The following is an 8,217-nucleotide window of genomic DNA, read 5'->3' on the forward strand; positions in this document are numbered from 1 at the left end:
TCCGCGGCCCGGATGCGCCTGTTCGAGTGAGAACGGGCGCAACCGGGCCGCGTGCCTTCCGCCCACCCGGTTCCGAGTGCCTACGGTGCTGTGACGTATCGGCTTCGACGTCGTTCCCCCGTACGGGGGAACGGACCGACGTTTCTGAACCGAGGTGTACGCCAATGGTGGCTCCACCGGACAACGATGTGCTCTGGGCGCGCTCCCTGCACCACTCCCTCGGCGGCACGCCCGCCCTGCGCGGAGTCTCGCTCGGCGTGCGCGACTGCGAGATCCTCGCCGTGAGCGGCCCGCGCGGCAGCGGCAAGACGACTCTGCTGCGCTGCCTCTCGGGACAGCTCGTCCCGAAGGAGGGCGAGGTCTGGTTCAACAGCACTCCCGTCCACACGATGAGCGCGATCGCCCGTGAGCGGCTGCGCCGGGACCGCTTCAGCTGGCTCGGCGCGGAACCCCAGCTGGTCCCCGAGCTCAATGTCTGGGAGAACGCCGCACTGCCGCTGATGCTGCGCGGCATCGCGCACCGCAAGGCCAAGAGCGCCGCCATGGACTGGCTGGAGCGGCTCGACCTCGGCCCGCTCGCCCGCAAGCGGCCCCGCACGCTGCCGCACGCCCAGCGCCAGCGGGTCGCCCTGGCCCGCGCCCTGGTCGCCGGCCCGACGGTGCTGTTCGCCGACGAACCCACCGCCACCCTGCACCTCACCGACCGGGCCCAGGTACTGCGTACGCTCACCACGGCCGCGCGCTCGCACCGGATCACGCTCGTGCTCGCCACGCACGACTCGGAGGTGGCGACACTGGCCGACCGTATGGTGTCGCTGCTCGACGGCCGCCGCGTCGCTCCCGCCGACGGCACCGGCACCGGCACGGAAGGCCGGGCGGCGTGCTCTCTCTCCGTCTAGCCCGAGGGGCCCACGCCCTGGTGCAGCTACGGCGGTTGCTCGTCGCCGCGGCTTCGGGCGGGGTCGGCTTCCTGCTGCTGTGCACCCTGGCGGACGCGGCTTCCCGCGCGGAGCCGTCCCCTGAGCCGCTGGTGCGGCTGCTGTGGTGCCTGCTGCCGCTCGCGGCGGCCGTGCAGTTCGCTGTAGCGGTGGCCCGTACGGACCCCACCACCCGGCCCAGACCCGGTCTGTCCGCGGTCGGGCTCGGGCCCGTGCGGCTCACCGTCCTGGCAGCGGTGTCGACGGCAGTGGCCTGCACGCTCGGCAGCTCCCTGGCACTGCTGCTGTTCCTGCATCTGCGGGGGGATCTGACGGGCCTTCCGTTCGACGGTGCGGCCGGGTCGCTGCTGTTCGCAGGACAGCCGCTGCCCATGGGAGCGGCGCTCACCCTGCTCGCCCTGGTACCGGTCGCGGCCTCGGCGGCGGCGGCGTTCTCGCTGCGTCCACGCGGCGCGAAACGCGAGGAGAGCTTCGAGCTCGAAGGCGGCGAACCCCGTTCGGAGGCCACGCCCGCCGGGCTGCCCTGGGGTATCGCGCTCGCCGCCGCCGGTCTCACGCTGCGGTCCTACACGGGCCCGGTCGCGACCGTCGACGCGGGCACCCACGCTCCGGCCGGAGTGCTGGCGGGCTGGGCGCTGACCGTACTTGGGCTCGCGGTGGCCGGGCCGGGGATCGTCTATGTGTGCGGGATCGCGGTCCAGTCGTTGTGCCCCGGTGCGGTGCGGCTGCTCGCCGGGCGGGCTCTGATGGCGGACGCGGTACGGATCGGCCGGCCGCTCGGGCTGCTCTGCGCGGTGTCAGCCGCCGTCGTCGCCGTGACCGTGCTCGCCCCGGGCGCCGACTGGCCCCGGCCGTTCGGCGAGCTGACCGGTCTCGGCGCCACCCTCGTCCTGGCCTGCGCGGTGGCGACGCTGCTCACCTCGGCCCTGGAGGCCAGGCACGCCCGCGCGCTCGTCAGGTCCGGTCTGCGGGGCATCGGCGCCCGGACGTCGACGCTGCGTGCCTCGGCGGTGCTGCGCACGGTGGTACTGCTCGGGGTGTTCGCCCCGCTCACCCTGGCGGTGGCGCAGCTCGCGACGATGCCGCTGCGGCCCTGACCCCGGCCGGGGCCGCGCCCGGGTGGCCCCCTATCGTGTCCGGATGGCGCCGGGACAGAAGCAGCAGAGACACAGGCTGGGGTCGTCCTACGACGACGACCATGAGATAGAGACCATCGAGGAGTTCGACCGGGTGGCCGTGCGCGGCAGCCTCGCGGGGCGGCGCTTCCAGTCCGTCGACCTGACGCAGCGCACCTTCGCGCTGCTGTCCGGCGACACCACCGGCGCCGTGTTCCTCGGCTGTGCGATGGAGCCGGACGCCTGCGCCAAGGTGCGCGGCGACGGCGCGCTGGTCTTCCCGCCGATCCCCGATCTGCCCTTCGACCCCTACCGGGGGCTGCTGTACTCCCCCGACGAGCTGTTCGCCGGCCTCGACGGGGCCGGTTACGAGGGCACCCCCGACGCCCTCGCGTACGAGTGGTTCCAGCAGACCAAGGGCGACCGCGACATCTACGCGTCGATGCTCCGGGCGATCCACGACGACGCCATATCCGACGCCCTGGACGAACTCGTCGCCGATGTGCCGGTCGTGGGCGTGATGGGCGGGCACGCGATGCGCCGCGGCACGGACCCCTACGCGGGCGCCGCCCGCCTCGGCCGCGCCCTGTCGCGTACCGGCCTGCTGGTCGCCACCGGCGGCGGACCGGGTGCGATGGAGGCGGCCAACCTCGGCGGGTACGCGGCTCCGTTCGAGGACGAGATGCTGGACGAGTCCCTGGAACTACTCGGCAAGGCCCCGTCCTTCACCCCGTCCGTCTCGGAGTGGGCGGCGGCGGCCTTCGAGGTCCGCTCCCGCTGGCCCCGAGGCGGCGACTCGATCGGCATTCCCACCTGGTTCTACGGCCATGAGCCGCCCAACCCCTTCGCGGGGCATATCGCGAAGTTCTTCGCCAACGCCACCCGCGAGGACGGTCTGCTGGCCCGTTCCACCGCGGGCGTGGTGTTCCTGCCGGGCGCCGCGGGCACCCTCCAGGAGATCTTCGACAACGCGACCCCGAACTACTACGAATCCCGCGGCGAGCCCACCCCGATGGTCCTGGTGGACCGCGCCCACTGGACGGAGCGACTCCCCGCCTGGCCCCTGCTGCGCTCGCTGGCCGCGGAGCGCTCGATGGAGTCCCGTATCGCCCTCGTCGACTCGGTGGACGAGGTCCCGGAGGTCCTGGCCGCGATGCGGGCCGGATAGTCGGAGGCAACTTCCGGGCCCCGGTTCACGTCTGGCAATGGGACCACACGGGGCCGCACCGCCGACCCCGCAGACCAGCGTAAAAGGGGGCTTCGGTGCTCGTAGGACTGCTGACCGCCGTGGCAGCGTCGATCTGCTACGGAACGGGGTCGGTGCTGCAAGCCGTGGGCTCCCGCAAGTCCGCCCGGCGGGAGGCCGCCACGAGCGGTGTCACCCAGCACGGCGGGCCGAGTCTGTCCTCGACCGCAAAGGCCGCGATGACCTGGGAGTTCATCGTGGGCACCATTCTGGACTTCGTCGGGTTCGGGCTGGGCGCGCTGGCGGCCCGGCTGCTGCCGCTGTTCCTGTCTCAGACGATCATCAGCGCCAATCTGGTGATCACCGCGGTGCTGAGCATCCGGCTGCTCGGGATCCGGCTGACACGCGCCGAGTGGACGTCCATCGGCGTCGTGTGCTCGGCCCTCATCCTGCTGGCCACGGCGGCCGGTCCGGAGGGCAGCGGACACACGCCCATGGCCACCCACTGGTGGCTGCTGGCGATCTCACTGCTGCTGATGGTGGGCGGCACCGTCGTGGTTCGGCTGCTCGGCGCGCGGGCCGCGATACTCGCGGGTCTGCTGTCGGGCCTGGGCTTCGGTGCGCTCGGGGTCGGTGTGCGGGTGCTCGACGGTATCGACCCGTTCGATCCGGTCGCTCTGGTCTGCGACCCGGCGCTCTACGCGATCCTGATCGCCGGCACGGGCGGTATGTATCTGCACACGGTGGCCCTGCAGATCGGTTCGGTCAACGGGGCGACGGCCGCTCTGGTGGTGGGAGAGACCGTGCTTCCGGGCGCGATCGGCGTGCTCTGGCTGGGCGACACGTCCCGTCCGGGATTCGGCTGGCTGGCGGTCGCCGGCTTTGTGCTGGCCGTGGCGGGAGCGGTGGCGGTGGCCTGGTTCGGGCGGTCGGAGTCCGAGGAGCCCACTCCCCTACCGCTGCCCGAACGGGAGCCCGCCGGAGTCGGGTGAAGCCGTCCGATCCGGCGAGCCGTCCGATCCGGTGAGCCGGGCGGCTCCGTCGGTGGGGCAGTCCCGGGCCCCGTTCGGTGGGTCGGTCTCAGGCGGTGTCCGGGCCGGGAGCGGGGAGCAGCACCACCTCGTCCGCGGCGAACACGGCGCCGACTCGGTCACCGGGCTCCGGAGCTTCGGTGAGACGGCATTCGGCTTCCAGCTCGGGGCCGTTCTCCGGCCGCAGCCGTACGGCGACATGCGCGCCCCGGAAGGTACGGGAGAGCACCTCGGAGGGCAGACCGTCCCCGGGAGCGGTCAGGCGGACGCCCGCGGGGCGGACCAGCAGGGCGCAGGAGCCCTGGCGGGAGCCGTCCGGTACCGGGATGCCGCCCCAGGGGGATTCGGCCGCCCGGCCGTTGACCTCCGCGGACACGATGTTGTCGAAGCCGAGGAACCGCGCGACGAACGTGGAAGCCGGGCGCTGCCACACCTCGCGCGGGGTGCCGCTCTGGGCGATGGCCCCGTCCCTCATGACGACGACGCGGTCGGCGAGTGCGAAGGCCTCGCCCTGGTCGTGCGTCACGGCGAGCACGGTGGTGCCGAGTCGCTCGAAGAGGCCGCGCAGTTCGACCACGAGCCGTTCCCTGAGCGTACGGTCGAGCTGGCCGAGCGGTTCGTCCAGCATCAGCAGCCTGGGTCGGGGTGCGAGCGCCCGGGCCAGGGCGACGCGCTGCTGCTCCCCGCCGGACAGGGATGCGACGGCCCGCCGGCCCGCGCCCGGCAGCCCGACGAGGTCGAGCAGCTCCGCCACCCGGCGCTGCTGCTCCGCGCGGGGCATGCCGTGCATACGCGGGCCGAAGGCGACGTTCCCTGCGACATCGCGCTGCGGGAAGAGCTGGTGGTCTTGGAACATCAGGCCGACCTCGCGCCGGTGCACGGGCACGCTCGCCTGGTCCGCTCCACCGAGCAGCACCCGGCCGCCGGACAGCGGCTGGAGCCCGGCAATGGCGCGCAGCAGTGTGGACTTGCCGCTGCCGCTCGGGCCGAGGACGCAGACGATCTCGTGATCGGCGACTTCGAGGTCCACCGCGTCGAGCACCGCACGCTGCCCGAACCGTACGGTCGCGGCTTCCAGCGTCAGCATCAGAACTCCCCTGCGGAACGGTCGGGCCGGATGCGTTCGAGCAGCAGCAGGGCTGCCGCGCAGACCAGCATGAGGATGGTGGACAGCGCCATCGCCTGCCCGTAGTTGAGCTCGCCGGGGCGGCCCAGCAGCCGCGCCACGGCGACCGGCAGGGTGGGGTTGTCGGCGCGGGCGATGAAGACGGTCGCCCCGAACTCACCGAGCGAGACGGCGAAGGCGAAACCGGCGGCCACCAGCAGTGCCCGGCGTACCAGCGGCAGATCGACCTCGCGCCAGGCCCGCAGCGGGGATGCGCCGAGCACCGCCGCCGCCTCGCGCAGCCGTACGTCCACGGCGCGCAGCACCGGCAGCATGGTGCGTACCACGAACGGCACCCCGACCAGGGCTTGGGCGAGCGGCACCAGGATCCAGGTGGTCCGCAGATCGAGCGGGGGCTCGTCGAGGGTGATCAGGAAGCCGAAGCCGACGGTGACGGCGGAGACCCCGAGCGGCAGCATCAGCAGCGCGTCGAAGCCTCGGACCAGCCGCCCGGCCCTGCGGGTCAGGGCGGCTGCCGCCAGCCCGCCGATCAGCAGCGCGATGGCGGTGGCGGCGAGCGCGTACCGCAAGGAGTTCCAGACCGCCTCCAGCGGCGGCACACTGTAGTTGACAACGCCGTCCACCGCCGACCGCAGCTCCTCTGAGAAGGCGAAGCCGTAGCCGCCGGGGCCGTCCAGGGACCGTTCGAGCAGTACGGCGAGCGGGGCCAGGATCAGCAGCGCGATGGTGGCGAGCACACCCGCGAACAGGGCCCACTGCCCCGCGCCGTGCGGCCGGTGCGCGGTCAGCGCGGGGTCGACCAGCTTCAGGGCCGATTCGCGTCGCCGTACGGTCCACGCGTGCACGGCGAGGATGGCGCCGACCGCGGCGAACTGGATCAGCGTCAGCACAGCAGCCGTGGAAAGGTCGAGCCGGTCGGCGGTCTGGCGGTAGATCTCCACCTCCACCGTCGAGTACGCGGGGCCGCCCAGGATCTGGACGACGCCGAAGGAGGTGAAGGTGAACAGGAACACCATCAGCGCCGCCGCGGCCACCGCCGGGGTCAGCGCGGGCAGGGTGACGCTCCGCCAGGCGGCGAACCGCCCGGCGCCGAGCACCCGTGCGGCCTCCTCTTGGCGGGGGTCGAGCTGGGACCACAGCCCGCCGACGGTCCGTACGACGACGGCGTAGTTGAAGAAGACATGGGCGAGGAGGATCGCCCATACGGTCGTGTCGAGGCGTACGCCCCACAGCTCGTCGAGCAGGCCCCCACGGCCGAGCAGCGCCAGGAAGGCGGTGCCGGCGACCACGGTCGGCAAGACGAACGGCACGGTGACGACGGCGCGCAGCAGCTGCTTTCCCGGGAAGGCGAAGCGGGCGAAGACATAGGCGGCGGGCAGCGCGAGAACCAGGGTGAGCCCGGTGGAGGCCAGCGCCTGCCACAGCGTGAACCAGAGGACGTCCAGGATCTCCGGTCGGTTCAGCACCTCGCTGATATGGCCGAACCGCCAGACGCCGTCCGGCCTGAGCCCGCGGCCGACGATGCCGGCCACGGGGTAGGCGAAGAAGACGGCGAAGAACGCGACGGGCGCTGCCATCAGGGCGAGCCGCGCCGCGTTCCCCTGCCGGTGTCCCCGGGTCCCCGGCGACCCGGGGACACCGGGTCGCCCGGGTGTCCGGGGGCGTTCGCCTACTTCAGGACGAGGGAGGACCACGACTGGACCCACTGGTCGCGGTTGTCGGCGATCTTCTCGGGCGCCATGGTCTCGGGCTTGTCGACCACCGCGCCGAAGCGGGTGAACAGCGCGGGCAGCTCGGCGTCGTTCACGACCGGGTGGACGAACATGTTGAGCGGCATGTCCTCCTGGAACTTCTTGCTGATCAGGAAGTCGAGCAGGGCCTTGCCACCGGCCTCGTTCTTCGCACCCTTGAGCAGGCCCGCGGCTTCGGTCTGGCGGAAGCAGGTGCCGGTGGCGACTCCGGTCGGCGCCTCCTTGGGCTGCGGCTCGGAGTAGAGCACCTCGACCGGCGGGCTGGAGGCGTAGGAGACGACGAGCGGCCGGTCTCCCTTGGCCTTCTTGCCCCCGGCGGAACCGGAGAACTCCTGGTTGTAGGCGAGCTCCCAGCTGTCCACGACCTTGACGCCGTTGGCCTTGAGCTTGGCCCAGTAGTCCTTCCAGTTCTCGTCGCCGTACTTCGCCGCGGTGCCGAGGAGGAAGCCGAGGCCCGGCGAGGAGCGTTCGGCGTTCTCGACCACGAGGAGGTCCTTGTAGGCGGGCTTCGTCAGGTCCTCGAAGCTCTGCGGCGGCGCCAGCTTCCTGTCGGCGAAGTACTTCTTGTCGTAGTTGACGCAGATGTCGCCGGTGTCGATGGGTGTGACCCGGTGCTCGTCCTTGTCCAGCCGGCGGTCCTCGGGGACACGGTCCAGGCCCTTGGCCTCGTACGGAGTGAAGATGCCGTTGTCGAGGGCCCGGGAGAGGGTGGTGTTGTCGACGCCGAAGAACACGTCGCCCTGCGGGGAGCCCTTGGTGAGGATCTCCTTGTTGAGGGCCTCGACGGCGTCACCGCTCTTGAGCACCTTGACCGTGTAACCGGTCTGCCGGGTGAACTCCTTCAGCACCGCCGGGGTGGCGGCGAAGGAGTCATGGCTGACGAGCGTCACGGTCTTGGACCCGGCCCCGGAGCCGCTGTCCTTGGACTCCCCGCCGCAGCCCGCGAGCGTGCCGGCGCCGAGAGCCGCGGCCAGGGCCGCGAACGTGATCTTCTTGGTGGTGCTCACTGAGCTTCCTCCTGGGGTGACCAGGAAGAGACGCGGCCCTGCCCGGTCAGCGGATCCCCAGGG

General features: G+C 72.2%; 7 protein-coding genes. 4 read left to right on the forward strand and 3 right to left on the reverse strand.

Translation table 11 applies throughout. From position 1 onward, the window contains the following. Positions 1–164 precede the first annotated feature (164 nt). The 4 genes from ACFWI9_RS09855 to ACFWI9_RS09870 all read left to right on the forward strand — a co-directional run bounded on the left by ACFWI9_RS09855 (position 165) and on the right by ACFWI9_RS09870 (position 4,231). Positions 165–899 (forward strand): ABC transporter ATP-binding protein, encoded by a 735-nt coding sequence (locus ACFWI9_RS09855; RefSeq protein ID WP_387160361.1) that lies wholly within the window; start codon positions 165–167, stop codon positions 897–899. Then, positions 881–2,035 (forward strand): hypothetical protein, encoded by a 1,155-nt coding sequence (locus tag ACFWI9_RS09860; RefSeq protein WP_387160363.1) that lies wholly within the window; start codon positions 881–883, stop codon positions 2,033–2,035. Before ACFWI9_RS09855 ends, ACFWI9_RS09860 begins: the two co-directional genes overlap by 19 nt. A gap of 43 nt (positions 2,036–2,078) precedes the next feature. Continuing rightward, positions 2,079–3,221 (forward strand): LOG family protein, encoded by a 1,143-nt coding sequence (locus tag ACFWI9_RS09865; protein ID WP_387160365.1) that lies wholly within the window; start codon positions 2,079–2,081, stop codon positions 3,219–3,221. Between the two features lie 95 nt (positions 3,222–3,316). Further along, a complete protein-coding gene (locus tag ACFWI9_RS09870) occupies positions 3,317–4,231 on the forward strand; it encodes a hypothetical protein (protein WP_387160367.1) in 915 nt (304 codons plus the stop codon). Positions 4,232–4,319: 88 nt separating this feature from the next. Here the strand turns inward: ACFWI9_RS09870 and ACFWI9_RS09875 are convergent, their stop codons facing one another. The 3 genes from ACFWI9_RS09875 to ACFWI9_RS09885 all read right to left on the reverse strand — a co-directional run bounded on the left by ACFWI9_RS09875 (position 4,320) and on the right by ACFWI9_RS09885 (position 8,154). Beyond that, positions 4,320–5,357, reverse strand: coding sequence for an ABC transporter ATP-binding protein (locus ACFWI9_RS09875; protein ID WP_387160369.1), 1,038 nt, complete (start codon positions 5,355–5,357; stop codon positions 4,320–4,322). After that, positions 5,357–6,973, reverse strand: a complete 1,617-nt coding sequence (locus ACFWI9_RS09880) for an ABC transporter permease (protein WP_387160370.1) — start codon at positions 6,971–6,973, stop codon at positions 5,357–5,359. The genes ACFWI9_RS09875 and ACFWI9_RS09880 overlap by 1 nt, the downstream gene beginning before the upstream one ends. A gap of 92 nt (positions 6,974–7,065) precedes the next feature. Next, a complete protein-coding gene (locus ACFWI9_RS09885) occupies positions 7,066–8,154 on the reverse strand; it encodes a thiamine ABC transporter substrate binding subunit (protein WP_387160375.1) in 1,089 nt (362 codons plus the stop codon). Positions 8,155–8,217: the final 63 nt, after the last annotated feature.

This window comes from Streptomyces sp. NPDC127084 (assembly GCF_042724175.1).
Classification (GTDB): domain Bacteria; phylum Actinomycetota; class Actinomycetes; order Streptomycetales; family Streptomycetaceae; genus Streptomyces.